The sequence below is a fragment of the Sorangium aterium genome, assembly GCF_028368935.1.
Taxonomy (GTDB): domain Bacteria; phylum Myxococcota_A; class Polyangia; order Polyangiales; family Polyangiaceae; genus Sorangium; species Sorangium atrum.
On record NZ_JAQNDK010000001.1, the window covers coordinates 1685385 to 1704106 of the forward strand.

An 18722-nucleotide genomic window follows, 5' to 3' on the forward strand; every position below is an offset into this window, starting at 1 on the left:
CGCAGCTGCGCGCGCTCGTCGCGCCGCTGGCCTGGCACCTCGACCGAACGTGCCGTGACGGCCTGCGGGACCGGGAGGCGAAGGGCCAGCGCCATCCGGCGTGGATGGAGCTGATGCTCATGTCGTGACTGGAGGAAGGCATGTTCATGGACTGGAACGTTCGATCGGCCGCGCGCCGGATGGTTGCCCGGGTGTCCTGTCTCGCGCTGCTCACCGCCGCCTGTTCCGCCGATCCGGAGACGGCAGCGGGCGGCGCCGGCGGAGGCGGAGGGACGGGCGGCGCGGGCGGGAGCTCGCAACCAGAAGCGAGCAGCTCGAGCGCGAGCGCGGGCAGCACCGCGATCTCGGCCGGCTCCACGGGCGGCGCGGGGGCCGGGGGCGACGCGCCCGCCGGCTCGGGAGGCTCGGCGGGATCTTCAGGTGGGCCGAGCGGTAGCGGCGGCGCGGGCAGCGGCGGCGCGGGCGGCGCGGGGCCGCTGCAGGACATCACGATCTGGATCGCGGGGGACTCGACGGTCGCCAGCGGGCAGACCCCCTGCCCGACCGGCTGGGGTGGCCAGTTCGCGGCGCTCTTCGACGAGCGGGTCACCGTGGTGAACAGCGCCGTCGGGGGCCGCAGCGTGCGCACGTGGCTCTACAACGTGAAGACCACCATGGATAGCGCGGGGGAGTGCGAGCTCGAGCGTGACTCGAGCGGCGAGCCCGTACTGCAGAGCAGGTGGGTCCAGATGCTCGACGGCATGAAGCGGGGCGATACCCTGTTCATCCAGTTCGGCATCAACGACGGCTCGAGCACGTGCGATCGGCACGTGGGGCTCAACGCCTTCAAGTCGAGCTACGGGATGATGGCCCGAGCCGCAGAGGAGCGAGGCGCCCAGCCCGTGTTCGTGACCCCCGTGAGCGCGATCTCCTGCAACGGGAGCACGGCCCGGGGGACGCGCGGCGGCTACGTGACCGCGACCCACGAGGCGGGCAAGGAGTACGGCGTGCCGGTGATCGACCTGCACGAGCTCAGCATTGCGCTCTACAACACCCTGGGCTTCTGCCCTGTCCCCGGGGGCGACGTGAGCGCGACGACCAGCGGCCCCGTCGGCGAGTTCTTCTGCGATGATCACACGCACTTCTCGCGCTCCGGCGCGGTGCAGATCGCGAAGCTCATGGCCGGAGCCGTCCGCGATCAGAAGCTCGGCCTGGCTGCGTACCTCGAGTGATCCCCGCCGGCGCGCGCCGGCCAAGGCCGCGCCGCCCTCGCGGCGCGGGCCCCCTCGGCAGCCCTCCTGCGCACCCACTTTGGCGCCCTGTCGTACGATCGCACGGCTCCTGTGCAGCTCGAGCGCTTCTCTGCGCGCCCGCGGCAGGCTGACCTCGCTGTCGCCGGCGGCGACCGTCAGCTCGGCGCCCGGGTAGCTCTACTGCGGCAGCTTGGCGCCGTCGAACTTGGCGCCGTCGAGCTTGGCGCCAGTGAGCTTCGCGTACCGCAGGTCCGCGTCGCGGAAGTCGGCGCCGCGGAGGTCGGCGCCGTCGAACTCGGCGCCGGTGAACTCGGCGCCGGCCAGCTTCGCTTCGCGGAGGTCGGCGTTCGAGAAGACGACGCGGCCGCAGCGAGCGCCTTCGAGAGCCGCCCCGCGGAGGTCGGCGCGGCGGAAGACGCAGTCGTAGAGATCGACCCCCTCGAGGCGCGCGTCCGAGAGCTTCGCCTCTTCGAACGGGATCACCATGAGGTCTGCCTTTCGCAAGTCGGCTCCCGTGAGATCGATGCCCGAGAGCTGCACGAACCCGCCGCTCAACGTGCGCCAGCGCGACCGCCAGCGGTTCCAGCGCTCGATGCCGTCTTTGACCTCGCCTCGCAGCATCGCGCGCGACTCTTCGAACGTAGGGAGCAGCATCTCGATGAGCTTCTTCTCGCTCAGCTTGATGACTTTGTCGCCCTTGGCGATGCGCGCGTCGATCTCGGTCTCCGCCTTCGACGGGACGTGCTTCGCGTACGGAATACGCGCGCCGACGAAGTGCGTCGCGTCCTTCGCCTTCTTCGCGACCGCGCCGCCGAGCTCGATCAGCATGTCTTCGCGGAACTCGCGCGACGTGCGCACATCCATCGCCGAGCTCTGGAATCTGCCTGCATAGAGAATGCATATCCCGACGAGGCGCTCCTCGAACATGCCCTGCGGCTTCTTCTCTGCCAGCGGGGTGAAGCCGAGATCGAAGGGAGCGACACGCTCCTTCGCGCCTTCGATCGGGCGGATGGCGAGGTTGCCGTGCCCGTCGATGTGCGCGATCTCGGTTCCGTCTTCGGAGGCGGTGAGCGGGAGGATCTCGAAGCCGTGGAACTCAACGTCTTCCGGAGCCTCGGGCTCGTCGAGCCATTTGCCCGTCTCGGCGTCGGCCGTCCTCGTACGGCCCGCGGAGTCGACGACGACCGCGCGGGCATCGTCGATGAACGCGACCTGCCCGAGGCGCTTGTCTGGATGGGAGAGGGTGGCTGTCACCTCACCCGAACGCGGATCGATGAAGACGAGCGCGCTGTCCGACGAATGATTGCTGATGTCACGATCGATGCTGACAGCGATCCATCCGACGCGCGAGACGGCGACGCCGCCGCAGTACTCGGGCGCACCGCTCTCCAGCTCGATCGTATGGACGGGTGTCTCCGGATCGTCGAGCCGCCAGATCCGGACCGCGTCGGACACCGAGACGGCCCAGGTGTCGTCGGACCCGAACGTGCACGCCGACACCTTGGCGTCGTGCGAGAGCGCCGCGGCGCGGACGCCGCGCGCGCGGTCCCAGAGCTCGACGTTCGACGCGACGGGGAGCATCACCGTCTTTCCGTCGCGCGAGACCGCCGCCACGCGCTGGGGAGAGATCGCGTCGTTCGCGAAGATCGCCTCGCCCTTGTCGGTGATCTCGCGCACCACGAGGGCGTTTTGGGGCTCGACAATGAGCAGCTCTCCCTGCGGGAGGTTCGCGAGCGCAGCGGGGCCCCTCGCGCGCCGCTCGCTGACCGTGCCGTCGGTCCTTCGCCAGGACCAGATCCCCGACGAGCCGGCGACGACGACGCGCTCGCGGCTCAGCGCGATCGCGTGCGGCGCGTCGATCCCGAGCTCGCTCGAAGCCGGCTCACCGTCCGAGGTCCAGATGCCGATTCCAGACGCCGTCGAGCCTGCGGCGAGCCACTTCCCGTCGCGCGAGAGCGCCATCGCGGGGCCCTGGCCGTACGCGTGGTGGCGAGGCGTTCGGACGCGACGGATCTCGGCGCCGCTGCGCTTCCACCAGCGAAAGTAGCGATCGTTGCCTTGCGAGACCACCGTCTTGCCGTCGGCCAGGAACGCGAGCCAGCGACAACCGGCCGGCCCCGCGTCCTGCTCGCCCGAGCCGTAATCTTCCTGGAAGCGATGCGAGCCCAGGAGGCGGACGGGCTCGAGCGACGCGCCGTCCCAGAGGTGGACGTCGCCTTGTCCGTGGCCGCCGGCGAGCACGCTGCCGTCGGGTGAGAACGCGAGTACGAGGATCTTGGAGCTCTTTCGCTGGGCGAGCTCCTCCTTCGACTCGCGATCGAAGACGCGGACGATGCCCTTCTGTCCGCCGGTCGCGAACGTCGCTCCGTCGGGTGAGAAGGCGAACGCGAAGATCTCGCCTGCGGGCTCGCGCAGGTCGTGAAGTCGTTTGCCGGTACGCGCGTCGAAGACGCTGGCGACGGAGTCTCCGCCGTAGGTCGCGACGATCGCGCCGTCGGCGCTCACGGTCGCGAAGGCGAACTTCTTCGTCGCCTTCTCTCCGAGCTTCCACGAGAGCTCGCCGTCCTGGTCGAGGCGCGCGATGGATCCGCGCGCCCACAGGAGAAGGTCGCTGTCAGGCAACGCGAAGACGCCAGTGAAGCAACCGATCACCGTCTGCTCGTCGAGGGCACGACCGTCGTCGACGGCGAAGCGATGCACCTTCGTGCGCTTCTCGCCGGTCACGAGAGCCACGAGCGTCTTGGAGTCCGGAGAAAAATCGAGACCAGTGAAGCTGCCGGGCGCGTTGAAGCGGGTCGCGCCGAAGACCTGTCGGATCATCGAACCGAATCTTATTCGGATCCGTTGTCTTTCAGCGCTCCATCGGCCGTCGTCTTCGGACGTGCGAGCCGGCGCGCACATGGGGTAACCATCGGGGCCTGACCGACGTTGATGTCGCCGCCGAGCCCACCGTGATCGAGGACGAAGCGGCATTCGGGCGACCAGCTACCGGTCCGGCCGCGGATCGGGTACTTGGTCTCGGTGACGCGCCATCTGCTCGGCCTCTCCGCGCTGATCTCCAGCCTCGTCCTCGCCGGATGCAATGCGATCTCGGGTATCGACAGCCTGACCTTCGACGGCGTGGGCGCGAGCGGAGGAGGCGGCGCCCTGCCTGGCGATGGGGGTGGCGGGTCGGGCGGCGACGGCGGTGAGGCGGGCGGCGGCGGTGAGGCAGGCGGCGGCGGTGAGGCGGGCGGCGGCGGTGAGGCGGGCGGCGGCGGTGAGGCGGGCGGCGCGGGCGGCGGCGGCGAGTGCGAGGGGGAGCCGTGCCCGACGCCGACAGGCATCGACGTCGTGGAGCAGACCTACACCGAGCTGCGCGGCAGCCCCGGTACGGCCACCCCTGCCATGGACCGGTGCCCCGAGAGCCAGGTGCTCCTCGGGTTTCGAGGGTCCCTGGGGCCGCTGGGGGAGTCGCTCATCCATGCCAAGATCCAGGCGCAGTGCGGCCACCTGGAGCTCACGGGAGACGGCCCGTACACCATCACCAGGATGCCCGGCGACGTGACCCCTTTCCGGGGCAGCGAAGGCACCGAGTCGTGGGAGATGATGTGCCCCGAGAACGAGGTGGTTGTGGGCTTCAGCGGCTGGTCTGGCAGGTACCTCGATCTCCTCTTCATCGCTTGTGCGCCGCTCCTCGTGACGGGACCTCCCGGCGATCTCCGCGTCGCGCTCGGCCCCGTCACGTGGCCGGACGGCGTGGGCGGCGACGGCGGCAGCGAGTTCCCGGACACCTTCTGCGGTGCAGACCAGGTCGCGAACCTCGTTCAGACCGTCGTCGAGGGCGGAGCCATCGGCGCCTTCGGCCTGGGCTGCGCGACACCCTCGCTCACGTACTGACCCGCCCGCGCTTGCGCCGGAGGCGCGTCCTCTGGGCGCCATCGGCGTTGCAGGGCTTGCGCTGCCAGGCTCTGTCCGATGACCCCGGGACGTTCATGCGTCAGGTACGAGAGTCCTTGCGATCCGACGGATCGCAACGGTTCGCCCCCGCGGAATCGTTCCGTCAGAACCCGATGTCCTCGCGGATGGCGACAACGATCTTGCAGTGGTTCACGAGATCGTCCGTCGTCTTGACCTCGGTCGTGTAGTTGAGGCCGTACGGCCAGAAGTGCTGCGTGTCCGCGTGCACGACGTCGCTCTCGTTGCCCGTGATGGCCCTGAGCTGGCGCGTCGCCGCCTCACCCCTGAAGACGCCGTCCACCACCAGCGCGCCGAACTCGCGGCTGCCGACCCCCACGGTGTGACCGATCTCGTGCATGGCGGTGATGTAGTTCATGGAGCTCGTCGCGCCGAACCGGATCGATCCATTGACGTTGCCGTCGGCCGTCGCGACCGACGGCACGTAGGACACCGACAGGCGCTTCTCGATGCTCGTGTGACAGTTGTAGTACGACAGCGCCTCATCCATCGCGCTCGTGATCTTGTCGTAGGCAGACTGCTCCTCCGCCGTCGGCGAGGCGACCTTCGCGAGCGTGTAGGTGATTCCCCCCGTCCCCGGGCAGCCGGTGTCCGCGCCGCCGTCACCCGCGCCGCCCGTGCCCGCTTCGCCCGCGCCGCCCGTGCCGCCGGCGCCGGCGCCTCCCGCACCGCCGGTGCCTGCGCCGCCCGTGCCCGCTTCGCCCGCCCCCGCGCCGCCGCTCCCCGCGGCGCTGCCGCCCGCTCCGCCGTCTCCTCCTGTCGCGCCGCCTCCCGAGGTCTGTCCGCCGGAAGCGGCCGCGCCGCCGCTCCCGCTGGCGACGCTGCCGGCGTCCGCGGGGCTGTCATCCGAGCCCGCGCACGCGACCGGACCAGCCGCCGCCAGCGCGAGCAAAACGATGTGGGTCGCCAGTTGCCTCAGCATGTTTCGTGCTCCTTCCACAAAGGATTGAAAAGCATTGAATCGTCGCTCACCGTCCGAGGAAAGCTCGCGGCTCCCCTCGCGCGTCGAGCGCCGACGAAGTCCGCGATCTGCCCTCTCACCGGCCGTGCCAGAGGTCAATTCGCCGATGTTCCCCGCGACTTGCCCGGTCGCCGCGGCAGCAGCCACGATAGAAGTTTGTAGCCGAGTCGAACTCAACAAGAGGAGCTCAGCCGCCGCCCCGCGAGGGGCGCGCTTGCGCACGCCGGCCCGCCTCCACGAAGCCAAGCCCGACGGAGCCGACCGGACGCGAGCGCCTTCCGGGGTTTCTTCGCCGAAGGCACCGGAACCCGGTCAGCATCGACGGACGTCGACGGAGTACCACCCTATATGAACCAACGTGAGCAGCGAGGTCGGCCGCGGACGAGCTGTGCTGACGAGATCGACAGCCGCTCTGTCCAGACGCTTCATCGATGAGGCGGGCCGGCCGGCGCAGCGCGCCGCCCTCCCCGGATCACGCCCGCTCCCCCGGCCGCGCCGGGCCGCCCGATGGAGGGAGATGGGATGAGCCACAGCGCCATCGCGTCGGGCGCCGTGTTCCAGGAGCGCTACGAGATCGTCTCCGCGCTGCGCGAGAGCGGCTTCGCCGACGTCTACAAGGGGCGTCAGCTCGCCACCGGACAGACGGTGGCCATCAAGGTCATGCACCCGATCCGGGGCTGCAAGCCCGCCGACGTCGCGCGGCGCTGCGCCCGCTTCCACCAGGAGGCGCGGTTCTGCGCGCAGCTCCACCACCCCAACATCGTCCGGCTCATCGACGCCGGACAGGCGGACGACGGCACCCTTTATACCATCTTCGAGTTCGTGCCCGGCCAGAACCTGGCGGAGGTGCTGGCCGAAGAGATCGCCCTCGATCCGCGCGAGGCGCGGTACCTGATGCTCCAGGTCCTCGACGCCCTCGGCTGCGCCCACGCGCAGAACGTCGTCCACCGCGACCTCAAGCCGAGCAACATCATGATCGTCTCGACCGGCGCGCGGCGGAACGCGCTGGTGCTCGACTTCGGCATCGGCGCGGTCATCGCCGGGGCCATGGAGGGCGTCGATCCCAAGCTCACCCCGAGCAACGAGATCCTCTGCACGCCCGCGTACGCGGCGCCGGAGCAGCTCCTCGGACAGCCGGTGAGCGTGCGTTCGGACCTGTACGCCTGGGGGCTCGTCTTCCTCGAGTGCCTCACCGGCAGGCCGTCGATCACCGGCAGATCGGTGCAAGAGGTGCTCTTCCGGCAGGCCAGCCCCGAGCCGATCCCGATCCCCCCGGCGCTCCTCGGGCACCCGCTCGGCGCCCTCCTCCGGCGCGCGACCCTCAAGGACATGTCCGCGCGCGTCGTCACGGCCTCGGGCCTGCTGCGCGAGCTCGAGGCCTGCGACGTGGATGCGCTGAGCCGCGAGGACCTCGCCGAGCCCGCGCGAGCGCGGAGCTCGCCGTCAGCCCCGATCCGAAGCGCGGTGGACGCGAGCCCGTGGCGCCGCGTCGCGAGCGAGACGGCGCCGCTCGACGCGCCCCCGCGGGAGCCCCGGGCGCTGCCCGGCGACCACGCGGCGGCCGAGACGATGCCGTCTCCGGCCACGCCCCGGCGCGTGGAGGCGCCGGCCACGCCGGGGCCCGAGGGAGCGGAGCTGGAGCGACCCGACGGCGAACGGCGGCCCCTCACCGTCGTCTGCTGCACCTTCACCGCCTCGGGCCCGGGGCTGAAGACCACCGACGTCGAGGAGATCGACGATCTGCTCGACGAGCAACAGGACGTCTGCGCCGAGCTCGCCCGCCGCCACCGAGGGCGCTTCGCCGGCGCGCTGGGGGATCAGGTCCTGCTGCACTTCGGCTATCCCTCCGCGCAGGAAGACGACGCCCGGCGCGCCGCCCGCGCGGCGCTGGAGATCGTGGCGGACGTGAAGGCGCGCAGCGCGCGGCTCACGGCGGCGCGGGGCGTGGCGCTCGAGGTCCGCATCGGGCTCCACACCGGCCTCGTGGTCGCAGGCCAGCTCCAGCGGCACACGCACCACCTCGGGACGACACCGCAGATCGCGGCCCGGCTGAGCGCGATCGCGGCGCCGGGCACGGTCGTGGTCAGCGGCGAGACCTTCAGGCTCCTCCGGAGCCGGTTCGCGCTCGATCCGATGACGCCGCCCGATCTCTCGTCCGTCGCGCGCCCGCTCGCTGTCTACCGCATGGGGCAGGAGATCCCTCCCCCGGCCCAGGACCAGGACATCGCGGGCCGCGACACCGAGCCGCTGATCGGCCGGAGCCAGGAGCTCGATCTCCTGCTCCAGCGCTGGGGCCAGGTCCGGCAGGGCATCGGGCAGAGCATCCTCATCACCGGCGGCCCCGGGATCGGCAAGTCGCGGCTCACCGGGGAGCTCGCCCGCCGGCTCCGCGGCGAGCGGCACAGCTGCCTCGAGTGCCGCTGCGTGCCCGATCAGCGGAGCAGCGCCCTCTACCCGTTGATCGAGCTCCTGGAGCGGCTGATCGACACCGGCCGGGACGACGCGACGGGACGCCGGCTCGCCCGGCTCGAGGCGCTCCTCTCGCGCCGCGGCTTCGATCTCTCGGAGATGGTGCCGCTGCTGGCGGCGCTGCTGTCGATCCCCCTGGAGGGGCGCTACGCCGCCCCGCTGGATCCGCCGCCGCGGCAGAAGGAGCGGACGCTCAACGCGCTCGCGACGATGCTCTTCGACATGGCCGATGAGCAGCCCGTCCTGTTCGTGGTCGAGGACCTGCAGTGGGCCGATCCGACGACCCTCGAGTGGCTCGGCGTGATGATCGCCGACGTGCCGTCGGCGCCGCTGATGGCGGCCTTCACCGCGCGGCCCGAGTTCTCGCCGCCGTGGTCGATGTCGGGCATGCTCCAGATCCAGCTGAGCCGCCTGGATCGGTCGGACGTCGAGCACCTCGTGGCGCGCCTCGCCGGCGGCCGCGCCCTGCCTGAGCCGGTGCTGGCGCAGGTGGTCGACCGGACCGACGGCGTCCCGCTCTACGTCGAGGAGCTGACGCGGATGATGCTCGAGTCCGGGGCGCTCGTGGAGGAGGGGGACCACTACCGCCTCGCCGAGCCGCTCTCGGCGCTCGCGATCCCCACGACGCTGCGGGGCCTCCTGGTGGCGCGCCTCGACCGGCTCGGCAGGGCCAAGGAGACGGCCCGCATCGCCGCGGCGCTCGGCCGGGAGTTCTCCCAGGACGTGCTCTGCGCCGTGTCCACGCTCGACGGGGAGCATGTCCAGGAGGACCTCGAGCGGCTGATGGCCGCGGATCTCATCCACAGGAAGCGGCGGCTGAACAACCCGACGTACCAGTTCAAGCACGTGCTCATCCGGGACGCGGCCTACGAGTCGCTCTCGAAGCGGAGCCGGCGGAAGGTGCACGCCACCATCGCCCGGACGCTCGAGGCGCGCTTCCCCGAGATCGTCGCGGCGCGGCCCAACCTGCTCGCGCACCACCACGCGGCCGCCGAGCAGCTGGAGCGGGCGATCGCGTACGCGGAGATCGCGGCCGAGCGCGCGCTGAAGCGGCCCGCGAACGCCGACGACACCGAGGCGATCGTCCACGTGACGCAGGCGCTCGGCTGGCTGTCGGCCATCGCGGACGCGCGGGAGCGCGCGCTGGCGGAGCTGCGCCTGAACAGCCTGCTGATCCTCGCGCTCATCGGCCGGCGCGGGTACATGCCGAAGGAGCTCGAGGCGGCGGTCCACCGCTGTGAGGAGCTGAGCGACGAGCTCGGGGAGAGCTCGATGACCCCGCCGACGCTGTGGGCGATGTTCTGGTACCACCACATGCGGAACCATCGCCCCGAGGCGCGGGCGATCGCCGAGCGGTGGCTCGACCTGGCGAGGCGGTCGCAGGACACCGGGCAGCTGGTCTCGTCGATGGTGCTGCTGGGACAGTGCTCGTTCTTCGAAGGAAAGCTCGCAGAGGCCCGCCAGCAGCTCGATGGCGGCATCGCGCTCTACGACCCTCGGGCACATCGGGAGCACGCATTCCTCTACGGCGTCGATGTCAAGGTCTGGGGCCAGTACACGCTCGCTGTGGTGCTCTACCTGATGGGCTTTCCAGCCCAGGCGCTCGCCCAGGGGCAGGCCGCGGTGGCGTGGGCGCGTGAGCTCGATCACCTGAACAGCGTCGGGATGGCGCTGCTCCACCTGGCCGGCGTCTACCACTATGGCCACGAGCGGGCGCAGGTCGCCGCGGTGACCGACTCCGTGCTGCAGCTGACGGAGCATCATCCGCTCTGGTTCAAGGTGCACTGCTGGGCCCTGCGCTGCTGGGCGCAGCGCGATCTCGAGCAGCTGAGGCAGCACGTCGAGGTGATCCGGGACGCCGGCCAGAAGACAGGACTGCCGTACTGGCTCTCGCTGGTGGCGGAGCTCGAGGCCGAGCGCGGGCAGCACGAGGCCGCGATCGAGCAGCTGGCGAGCTGCCTCCTGCTCGCCGAGGAGTCGGGGGACGTGTACTACCTCCCGGAGCTCTGCCGCCTGAGGGCGCTGTCTCTCCGCGCCTCCGGCGCCGACGCCGAGCAGGAGAGCGAGCGGTGCTTGCGGCGATCGATCGCTGTCGCGCGCGAGCAAGGCGCGCGAACGTTCGAGCTGCGCTCGACGCTGGCGCTCTGCCGGACGCTCGCGCAGCAGGGCCAGCGCGACGAGGCGCGCCGCCTGCTCGGGGAGATCACCGATTGGCCCGCGGAGTGCGCCGATCTTCCCGATTTTGCCGAGGCGCGAGCGCTGCTCCAGGAGATGACCGATTGATCTGCCCCGGCGCCGCCTCGGTCGCTCTCATCGCATGTGCATTTATCTGCATTGGATGCGCGCAGGGCTCGACGGCGCGCGGCGCCGGTTCCATGAGCCTCATATCCCACGCAAGGACCTGCGGCGCCGGCAAGTGGAGGGTGCCATGTTTTCCCATCAGTCATCCAAGTACACGTCCAGGATGCCGAACACCGACGGCGATCCCGCGCATCTCGACGAGGAGGCGCGCCCCCCGGGCGAGCGAGGCGCGATGGAGGAGGGTCTCCTGGAGCTGGAGGGAGCGTGGCTGCGCGCCGTCGCGATCTGCTGGGAAGACCCGACGCAGCTCGATCGGCTGAAGAGCGACCCACGGGGCTTCTTGATGGCGTGCTGCGGCTATCGGCTGCCGCCGGGGATCGACCTCACCATCCGCGAGGCGCGGGAGCCAGGCTCGCCGGGCGGCGACGCGCTGCGCTTCTGCGAGCAGCGCAAGGGCTGGGACCCGTCGCCGCGCGCCATCACCCTCTATGTCCCACCGCCGCCGGAGCTGGACGATCAGCCCGTCGCGCTGGCCGAGCTCGCGAGCGACCCCGGGTCGGTCAGCGTCATCTGCTGAGTCATCCGTCGATACCGTAGAAGCTGGCGGCGTTGTCCCAGAGGATCTTGCGGAGGCCCTCGCTGGGGAGCCTGCGGCGGAGCGCGAGCGCCCGCTCCACCATGCCGGCGTCGTGATCGATGTGGGGGAAGTCCGTCCCGAAGATCGCCCTGTCCTCGCCGAGCCACGGGATGGCCTGCTCCAGGCACGGCTCGTCCGGCTCGATCTCGACGAAGCACTGGCGGCGGAAATACGCGGACGGGTCGCGGCGGACGTGCGGCGCGACCTCCTCGGCGAGGCCCCGGTACTCGATCTCGTCGAGGCGCCAGAGCCAGTAGGGCAGCCACCCGCAGCCGGCCTCGAGGAAGGCCACCCGCAGGCCGGGGTGGCGCTCGAGCACGCCCCCCTCGATCAGCGCGAGCAAGGCCATCATCTGCTCCATCGGGTGCGAGCAGGCGTGCAGGGCGAAGCGGGTGCGGAAGCGATCGGCGCCGGCCGCCGGCAAGGAGGCGTGCGTGCCCTCGTGGATGGCGACAGCGATCGAGCGCCGCTCGCACTCGGCCCAGAACGCTTCATACGCAGGGTCGCCCAGCGTCCGCCCCGCGACGGGGTTCGGCCGGAGCACGACGGCGCGGAAGCCGAGCGCGGCCGCGCGCGAGAGCTCGGGCACCATCTGCGCCGGATCGTGCGGGCTCATCAGGGCCACGCCCCGGAGGCGCGAGGGGTCGTGATCGCAGAAGCCCCGTAACCACGTATTGTACGCCCTGGCGAACGCGCTCCCCAGCGCGGGCTCCAGCGGCGTCATGCCGAGGAGCGCCAGCGCGAGCGTCGGATAAAGGAACGCCACGTCGATGCCCTCGCGATCCATGTCGTCGAGCTGCGCCCGCGGCTGCTCGAGCGGCCCGAGCGACGCGAGCGCCCCGAGCCGCCGGCGGCCGGCGGCGGCGATCACGCGCCTTGTCCGCGCGCTCATCCGGTGATGGACCGGCCGGCCATCCACCATCGGCTGCGGTGGGAGCCGGAGCAGACCCTCCGGCCCGAGGTGCGCCACGCGGTCGGCCAGGGGCTCGCCCTCGCCAGGGTACGCGAGGTAAGGCGCGTGAGCGCGGAGCTCCGGATCGAGGTGGTCCTTCCACAGATCGAGCGGCTCGATCACGTGACGATCTGCGTCGAGGATGCGATAGCCGTCGCGCACGGGACATCTCCTCTTCTGCTGCTGCCGAATCCCACCGGGCCTGGCCTGGCGCCGCGGTCAGAAATCCTGCCAAGATTTCTGTGACGACGCCGCGAATCCGGATGAAATTTCAATAATTTCTAATAGTTCCATATGGTTTGCGGCCGAGCCAGTCTCCGGCGTGGCCCGACGCGCCGCCTGCAGCCGTCGCGTCGCTCGCTGCGGATAGACTGACGGATAGAGCGCGCCGGGTGCTTGGCCGTGCAGCGCACGGGCGAGGGACGCGTCATCGCACGGCAATTCTGCGCCGCCGGTAATTCTGCACGAATTGCCTGGAGATCTGCGTGGAGGGAATACCCTGTCGCATCGCGGGGTTGGCTTTCCGAAAAGCCCTGCCGAGGGGCCCCAATGGGGGCTGTGAAGGCCTCGACCCAGCGCCTTCATCGGCCCCGCCTTCATCGGTCCCGAGTTCGCCGCCGCGTTTGCGGAGGCCCGTGCGCCGCTGCGGGGCGGTTCGAGCGCGCGGTCGAGGTCCAATGCGCCAATGCTCTCGGGCGGATCATTCCACCCACACCCTCTCTCAGTGACAATGCGATGCGAGCCCGGTTGCTTGCGTAGCCCACCAGGCGGGCCCATATTCGTCCAAAGTGACAATCTCCCTGCAAGCGCGCTGCTCAAGCTCACCCGTCGTGCGCTATGGCGTACCCCTCATTGCCGGCGCAATCGCATTGACACTCGCCATCAGCGTTCCTTCAGAACTTCCGCTGAAGCTCCCGCTCATCCAGCTTTACGCGATGCTCATCATTGCCAGCGCATGGCTTGGCGGATTCTGGCCGGGGCTCGTCGCCACGGTGTTTTGCACTGTTGGAGCCAGTTACTGGCTCGAGCCGCGCGGGCTCTTGCTCCAGATCCACCATTCAGTCGACGTTGTCGCGCTCGTCCTGTTATTCCTGTTCGGGGCGGCGCTCAGCGCTCTCGGCGAGAACGCACGCAAGGCGGTCCGGTACGAGCGCACCTCGCGCGAGCTGGCCGAGAAGGTCGCCGAGGCAGAGCGCTCCGCTGCGCAGGCCAGGGAGGACATGCTCTCGATGGTCGCCCATGACCTGCGCGATCCGCTCGGCGTCATCGATCTGAACGCCGCGCTGATCTCGAGGGCTTCGACGGCAGAGGGGAACGCGGAGATCTCGCGGCGCGCGGCGCTCGTTCACCGGACGGCACAGCGGATGGAGGCCATCATCCGCAACCTGCTCGACGTCGCGCGGATCGACGCTGGAGGGTTCGCCCTCGACATGGCGACCGAATCCGTGGAGCCTTTGCTCGCCGAAGTGGTCGAGGCCCACGTCGACCACGCAAAGGTGAGAAACATCGAGCTCCAGCACGATGTTCCGGCAGGGATCCCGCACATACTCTGTGACCGTGCTCGAATCCACCAAGTGCTCACCAACCTCGTGGTCAATGCGATGAAGTTCACGTCGACCGGAGGGAAGGTGGCCCTGCGTGCCGGCGTCTCGGGCCGCTTCGTGCGATTCAGCGTGACGGATACGGGAGTCGGGATCGACGGCGACGAGCTGCCCCGAATATTCCAGCGTTACTTCGGCGAGAAGCGCACGCGCGGCGGGGGAATCGGACTAGGGCTCTTCATCTCCAAATCGATCGTGGAGGCGCACCATGGCACCATAGAGGCCGACAGCAGGGTGGGCCATGGGTCTACCTTCTCGTTTACCGTGCCTATCATCGCCCAAGCCAGCGCCCCGGAACCGACAACGACGACTGCAAGCGGCTCGGGGAACAGGTAGGCTTCGCTCGGCCAGGCGCGCGCGGCGCAGGGGCTCGTCGCCCTGGTAGGTCGCGCTGTGGCGCTCGATCGCCTCGCACAGCGCGCTCGCCCTGGCCTGGGCGGGGGGCGGCCCTTGCCGCCGCTCGCCCGGTAGAAATCGCCGAACGCAGGGGCGTCCCACGCCGGCCCAGCGCGGCCGCGCGCCCGGCTGGAAGACCGGACCGAGCCACGGCTCGACCCCGCCGGGCTCGAAGACCTGGCCGTCGAGCGCGGCGACGAGCTCGTCCGCCGTCCGCCGGCCGTCGAGGAGCGGCCTCAGGAGGCGGAGCATGGCGCGCTCACGCTCGCCGATCAGGAATACCGTCTCCTTGTTACCACCGAGCTCGACACCCAGGTGGTGCTCGAATTGCAAGGTGCTCCGGGTGCATTGGACGCGTTGGAGGCGCGGGGTGCGTGGGATGCGCTTCATGAACACCGGACCCTGATGGACAAAGCTGGTGCGTCACGCCCGCCGGAGGCGCCCGTGCTGGTGCGCAATTCAGCGTCAACGGGCGCCTGCCCGGGGCGCGGGCGGGCGGGCTCGCCGGCGCACGCCGCGGGAGCGCGCGGACGGGCGCGACGCGCCGCCCGCGAGCCCGGAGGCGAGGTCGTGTGAGAAGGGGGTGAACAGCGTGGCAGTCATTCGCGAGACGGACATCGGCCCGGAGACAACGCCGCTGTCCAGCAGCTTCATCGATGCGATCCAGGGGGTCAGGCAGGACGATCGACGCGTCGCCCTGCTCGTCTACCACCGCGACGGCGCTGAGCGCGCCGTGCTGAGCCCGGGCGTGCCAGTCGTGATCGGCCGCGCGCCGCCGTCGCAGGTCCAGATCGGCGACGTCAGCCTCTCGCGCGAGCACGCCCGCTTCACCCAGTCCTGCGACAGGGTCGTCATCGAGGACCTGCGCTCGACCAACGGCACATGGCTCGGCGGCGAGCGCATCACGCGAGGCGAGGTGAAGCCGGGCGAGGAGGTGATCCTCGGCAAGGTGGTGGTCGCCGTCCGCTCGATCACGGCGGCCGAGGACGAGCTGCCAGGGCTGATGAGCCACGAGCAGCTCCGCGTCGCCCTCGAGGAGGAGGTGAAGCGCGCGCGGTACTTCGGGCGGAGCTTCGCCGTCGTGATGGCCCGGGTCGCCCGCCAGCCCGGCGCCCACGTGAGCCACCTGTTCCCGCGCGTGCGGGCGCTGCTGCGCCCCGTGGACCGGATCGCGCTCTACAGCTCGGACGTGGTTGCGGCGCTGCTGCTCGAGGCCGGGGCCGAGGTGGCGCTCGACGTGGCGCGCGCGCTCGCCGCGCCGCCCGGGGGCGGGTCGCCCGTCGTGCTCGCGGGCTTCGCGACGTTCCCCGACGCGGGGACCGTGGCGGAGGAGCTGCTCGATCGGTGCTGGAGCGCCGTGCGCAGCGCGACGGTGGAGCAGCCGGTGCGCTCGGCGCCGGGCGGGACCTGGAAGAGCAGCCCGGGCCCCGGCCACGCCGAGCCGGTCGTCGTGAGCCCCGCGATGCGCCGCGTCTTCGAGATCGTCAAGCGGGTCGCGCGCTCGTCGATCCCGGTCCTCCTGCTGGGCGAGACGGGGACGGGCAAGGAGGTCGTGGCGCGGGCGATCCACGACAGCGGCCCGCGGAGCGGCAAGCCGATGGTGTGCGTCAACTGCGGGGCGATCCCGCAGCAGCTCGTCGAGAGCACGCTCTTCGGCCACGAGCGCGGCGCGTTCACCGGCGCGTGGCAGCAGCAGCGAGGGGTGTTCGAAGCGGCCGACGGCGGGACGGTCTTCCTCGACGAGATCGGCGAGCTGCCGGCCGTGGTGCAGGCCGCGCTCCTGCGCGTCCTCGAGACGCGGCAGGTGACCCGCGTCGGCTCGAACAAGCCGATCGACGTCGACGCGCGCGTCGTGGCGGCGACCCACCGCGACGTCGAGGCGATGTGCGGGTCCGGGGCGTTCCGCAGCGATCTGCTCTACCGCCTGAACACGATGACGATGACGATCCCGCCGCTCCGGGCGCGCCCGGAGGACATCGAGCCGCTCGCGCTGCGCTTCCTCGACCAGGCGAACCAGGCGAACGGCCGGTCGGTCCGCGGCTTCGACGCCGGATCGCTCGCGCGGCTCCGGGCGTACTCCTGGCCGGGGAACGCGCGGGAGCTGCGGAACGCGATCGAGCGGGCCGTGGTCATCGCCGAGGGCGAGTGGATCGCCGAGCAGGATCTGCCAGAGCGCGCCCGGGCGACGCCCACCTCGGAGCCGGCGGCGGAAGGGGAGCCGCCGTACCAGGTCGGAGAGCTCACGGCCGCGCCCCCGGGCGGGGACTACCTGAAGACGCGGCTGCAGCGCTGCGAGGCCGAGCTGATCGTCGAGGCGCTCCGCAAGGCGAGCGGGAACCAGACGGAGGCGGCGCGCGCGCTCGGCATGCCGCTGCGCACGCTCGTGTACAAGCTCAAGGCGCTCGGCATCAAGCGGCTCGGGTACGCGCCCCCCCGGGAGCCGTAGCGCGCGGTCGGGGAGCGGTCAGCCGCGGTGGCTGGCCGCTCCGCCCTTCCCTTCCCGGGAGCCGCCTTCGATTGCTGACGAGCGAGGCGTCCCCCTCCCTCGCTGGACAGCGCGCGAAGCCAGGAGACGATCCAGTGCATGGCGTTGGGGTTCTCCGGATCAGGTGGAAGAACGCGCCGTGATCCAGGGTTGCGAGCACGGCCTCATGGCTGAGGACGTCGCTCAGCGCGCTCCAGAACCCGCTGTTCGTAGAGGAAGGCGGCTCCCGGCGTGGCGCCGTGGCGCATGCTGGCCTGGTCGTCCTCCGCGAGGCTTCTGAAGGAGCAACGATGTCAGGGAGCGAGCGCGAGGGTGGCCCGACTGGCGGGCTCGGGCTCGAGGGGGAGCTCGACCATGAACGTCGAGCCACAGCCTGGCGAGCTCTCCACGCCGATGGTTCCGCCGTGAGCGCGCACGATCTCGCGCGCGATGTAGAGGCCGAGCCCGAGGCCGCCGAAGTGCACGACGCCGCCCACGCGCTCGAAGCACCGGAAGATGCGGGCCTGGTCCTCCTCCGCGATGCCCGCGCCTTGATCGCGGACGAGGAGCTCCGCCCCGCCGGGACAGGCCTTCACCTCGATGGATATCGGCCGGCCCGCGCCGAACTGGATGGCGTTCTTGACGAGGTGGAACACGAGGCGTTCCATCTGCTCGCGGTCCCAGCGGCCGACGATGCCCTCCGGCGCGTCGACGGAGATCGTGGAGGACGGGGAGCGGAGCTCCACCGGGAGCCCCGCGATGGCCTCCCGGACGAGCGCCCCGAGATCGACGGTCTCGCGCTCGGGATCGAGCGGGCCCGCTCGGAGCCTGATCGCCTGGAGCATGTCATCGCAGAGCCGGGTGAGCCGGTTGACCTGCCGGCCGACGACCTCGAGCGAGGCGACCCACGTTGACCCGTCGTCCGCACGCTGCTCGCTCAGCCGCTTCATCCGCTGCACCTGCAGGTTGAGCGAGGTCAGCGGCGTCAGGAGCTCGTGTGACGCGAGCGTGAGGAACTCGTCCCGAACACTGGCGCCCGCGTCGGGCTCGCAGGCGCGGGCGGGCCGGCGAGCTTCGGGGGTTCCAGTGAGAGGGGCGTTCGAGACGGGCATGGTTCAACTCCCGTTGAAGAGTGGATCGACTTTCGCGATCGCGTCCGAAGCATCGGCGATGCCATGCGTCATCGCCCTCGGAGAAGCACGGTTTCCGCCGCATCTCGCGCGGGCTCCGGGCTGCCGAGCGCCCGTGTGTCGTGGCGCCCGGCGAACGGTTGCTCAGGTACGCAAGAAGCAGAGCCGGTGCCCGCGAGCGGCAATGCCAGGCTCGTCCGTCCGGGATGGAGCGACGCGACCCAGGTTGGGGCGACCAGGTTAGGGCGACCCGACCCAGGTTGGGGCGGCGGCCCAGGTTGGGGCGGCGGCCCAGGTTGGGGCGGCGGCCCAGGTTGGGGCGACCCGACCCAGGTTGGGCGGCGGCCCAGGTTGGGGCGGCAACCCAGGTTGGGGCGGCGGGCGGCGACCCAGGTTGGGGCGGCGGGCGGCAACTCAGGTTGGGGCGGCGGGCAGCGACCCAGGTTGGGGCGCGGGCGGCGGGCGGCGACCCGGGTTGGGGCGGCCCGGCCCGGCCCGGTCCGACCCAGGTTTGGGCGGCGGCGGGTTGGGGCGGCGGCGCGGCGACCTGCTGCCCCAACCGCCGGCGGAGCGGTCAACGCCAGCGGAGGCGTCGTCGCTCCCTCGTCACGCGAGGCAGGGT

The 18722-nt window shown here is 71.0% G+C and carries 10 protein-coding genes and 1 pseudogene; 6 read left to right on the top strand and 5 right to left on the bottom strand.

What is annotated here, in order from left to right; translation table 11 throughout:
* Positions 1–146: 146 nt before the first annotated feature.
* On the top strand, positions 147–1211 hold the full coding sequence (locus tag POL72_RS06180) for a GDSL-type esterase/lipase family protein (protein ID WP_272094087.1): 1065 nt from the start codon (positions 147–149) through the stop codon (positions 1209–1211).
* Between the two features lie 198 nt (positions 1212–1409).
* Here the strand turns inward: POL72_RS06180 and POL72_RS06185 are convergent, their stop codons facing one another.
* Positions 1410–4052, bottom strand: a complete 2643-nt coding sequence (locus POL72_RS06185) for a pentapeptide repeat-containing protein (RefSeq protein ID WP_272094088.1) — start codon at positions 4050–4052, stop codon at positions 1410–1412.
* Positions 4053–4244: 192 nt separating this feature from the next.
* On the opposite strand from POL72_RS06185, the gene POL72_RS06190 reads away from it, so the two are divergent.
* Positions 4245–5111, top strand: coding sequence for a hypothetical protein (locus POL72_RS06190; protein WP_272094089.1), 867 nt, complete (start codon positions 4245–4247; stop codon positions 5109–5111).
* Between the two features lie 163 nt (positions 5112–5274).
* Here the strand turns inward: POL72_RS06190 and POL72_RS06195 are convergent, their stop codons facing one another.
* Positions 5275–6111 (bottom strand): hypothetical protein, encoded by an 837-nt coding sequence (locus tag POL72_RS06195; RefSeq protein WP_272094090.1) that lies wholly within the window; start codon positions 6109–6111, stop codon positions 5275–5277.
* A 561-nt stretch (positions 6112–6672) separates the two neighbouring features.
* On the opposite strand from POL72_RS06195, the gene POL72_RS06200 reads away from it, so the two are divergent.
* Together POL72_RS06200 and POL72_RS06205 are read left to right on the top strand one after the other, a co-directional pair.
* Positions 6673–10902 carry a TOMM system kinase/cyclase fusion protein gene (locus tag POL72_RS06200; protein ID WP_272094091.1) on the top strand — a complete coding sequence of 1410 codons (4230 nt, stop codon included), beginning with the start codon at positions 6673–6675 and terminating at the stop codon, positions 10900–10902.
* A gap of 145 nt (positions 10903–11047) precedes the next feature.
* Positions 11048–11497 carry a BMA_0021/BMA_0022 family TOMM bacteriocin gene (locus POL72_RS06205; RefSeq protein ID WP_272094092.1) on the top strand — a complete coding sequence of 150 codons (450 nt, stop codon included), beginning with the start codon at positions 11048–11050 and terminating at the stop codon, positions 11495–11497.
* Between the two features lies 1 nt (position 11498).
* On the opposite strand, the gene POL72_RS06210 is transcribed toward POL72_RS06205, so the two are convergent.
* Positions 11499–12671: an amidohydrolase family protein gene (locus tag POL72_RS06210; RefSeq protein WP_272094093.1), complete on the bottom strand. Its 1173-nt coding sequence runs from the start codon at positions 12669–12671 to the stop codon at positions 11499–11501.
* 668 nt (positions 12672–13339) lie between these two features.
* On the opposite strand from POL72_RS06210, the gene POL72_RS06215 reads away from it, so the two are divergent.
* On the top strand, positions 13340–14446 hold the full coding sequence (locus POL72_RS06215; RefSeq protein WP_272094094.1) for a sensor histidine kinase: 1107 nt from the start codon (positions 13340–13342) through the stop codon (positions 14444–14446).
* Between the two features lie 18 nt (positions 14447–14464).
* On the opposite strand, the pseudogene POL72_RS51570 reads toward POL72_RS06215, so the two are convergent.
* Positions 14465–14896 (bottom strand): annotated as a pseudogene (locus POL72_RS51570) (hypothetical protein); the annotation flags it as partial.
* A 202-nt stretch (positions 14897–15098) separates the two neighbouring features.
* On the opposite strand from POL72_RS51570, the gene POL72_RS06220 reads away from it, so the two are divergent.
* Positions 15099–16952, top strand: a complete 1854-nt coding sequence (locus POL72_RS06220) for a sigma 54-interacting transcriptional regulator (RefSeq protein WP_272094095.1) — start codon at positions 15099–15101, stop codon at positions 16950–16952.
* A 332-nt stretch (positions 16953–17284) separates the two neighbouring features.
* On the opposite strand, the gene POL72_RS06225 is transcribed toward POL72_RS06220, so the two are convergent.
* Positions 17285–18082 (bottom strand): sensor histidine kinase, encoded by a 798-nt coding sequence (locus POL72_RS06225; RefSeq protein WP_272094096.1) that lies wholly within the window; start codon positions 18080–18082, stop codon positions 17285–17287.
* Positions 18083–18722: the final 640 nt, after the last annotated feature.

What these genes read in the sequence shown, in the direction of transcription:
- POL72_RS06225 (WP_272094096.1), bottom strand. Translation starts at nt 18,082, where the DNA reads ATGCCCGTCTCGAACGCCCCTCTCACTGGAACCCCCGAAGCTCGCCGG.
- POL72_RS06185 (WP_272094088.1), bottom strand. Translation starts at nt 4,052, where the DNA reads ATGATCCGACAGGTCTTCGGCGCGACCCGCTTCAACGCGCCCGGCAGC.
- POL72_RS06200 (WP_272094091.1), top strand. Translation starts at nt 6,673, where the DNA reads ATGAGCCACAGCGCCATCGCGTCGGGCGCCGTGTTCCAGGAGCGCTAC.
- POL72_RS06180 (WP_272094087.1), top strand. Translation starts at nt 147, where the DNA reads ATGGACTGGAACGTTCGATCGGCCGCGCGCCGGATGGTTGCCCGGGTG.
- POL72_RS06195 (WP_272094090.1), bottom strand. Translation starts at nt 6,111, where the DNA reads ATGCTGAGGCAACTGGCGACCCACATCGTTTTGCTCGCGCTGGCGGCG.
- POL72_RS06205 (WP_272094092.1), top strand. Translation starts at nt 11,048, where the DNA reads ATGTTTTCCCATCAGTCATCCAAGTACACGTCCAGGATGCCGAACACC.